The organism is Nocardia cyriacigeorgica, from assembly GCF_010858045.1.
GTDB lineage: Bacteria > Actinomycetota > Actinomycetes > Mycobacteriales > Mycobacteriaceae > Nocardia > Nocardia cyriacigeorgica_E.
This window is the reverse complement of the sequence record NZ_JAAGVC010000373.1, coordinates 1-282: the sequence shown is the minus strand read 5'-3', so window position 1 is coordinate 282 and position 282 is coordinate 1. Positions and strand designations below refer to the sequence as shown.

Annotated in this window: 1 pseudogene; it reads left to right on the top strand. The window is 60.6% G+C overall.

The window, feature by feature from the left end:
• Positions 1–62: 62 nt before the first annotated feature.
• Positions 63–282, top strand: a pseudogene (locus tag GV790_RS30075) (hypothetical protein); the annotation flags it as partial.

Below are 282 nucleotides of genomic sequence, written 5' to 3'. Positions count from 1 at the left end.
CGGCACAACAGCGCTCATGGCTCAACACGGCGCCAGCCGAAAGTAGAGAATCACTCGAAACGGTGCTCGTCCAAGCTCGAGAGTTCGGGGTCGTGGTCTACGAACTGGGACGTACCGATCCGCTGGTTCTCCGCTTGATCGACGAAATGATCGGCCTACTCGCAGAACACCCGCAACGCGACTCGCTCGGCAAGAGAGCACTCGACGTGATCGGCGAGCTGGCAGGCCCGCCGTATGAGTTCAGCCTGCTCGACGAGGACGAGTCGCTACCTATCAGCTACC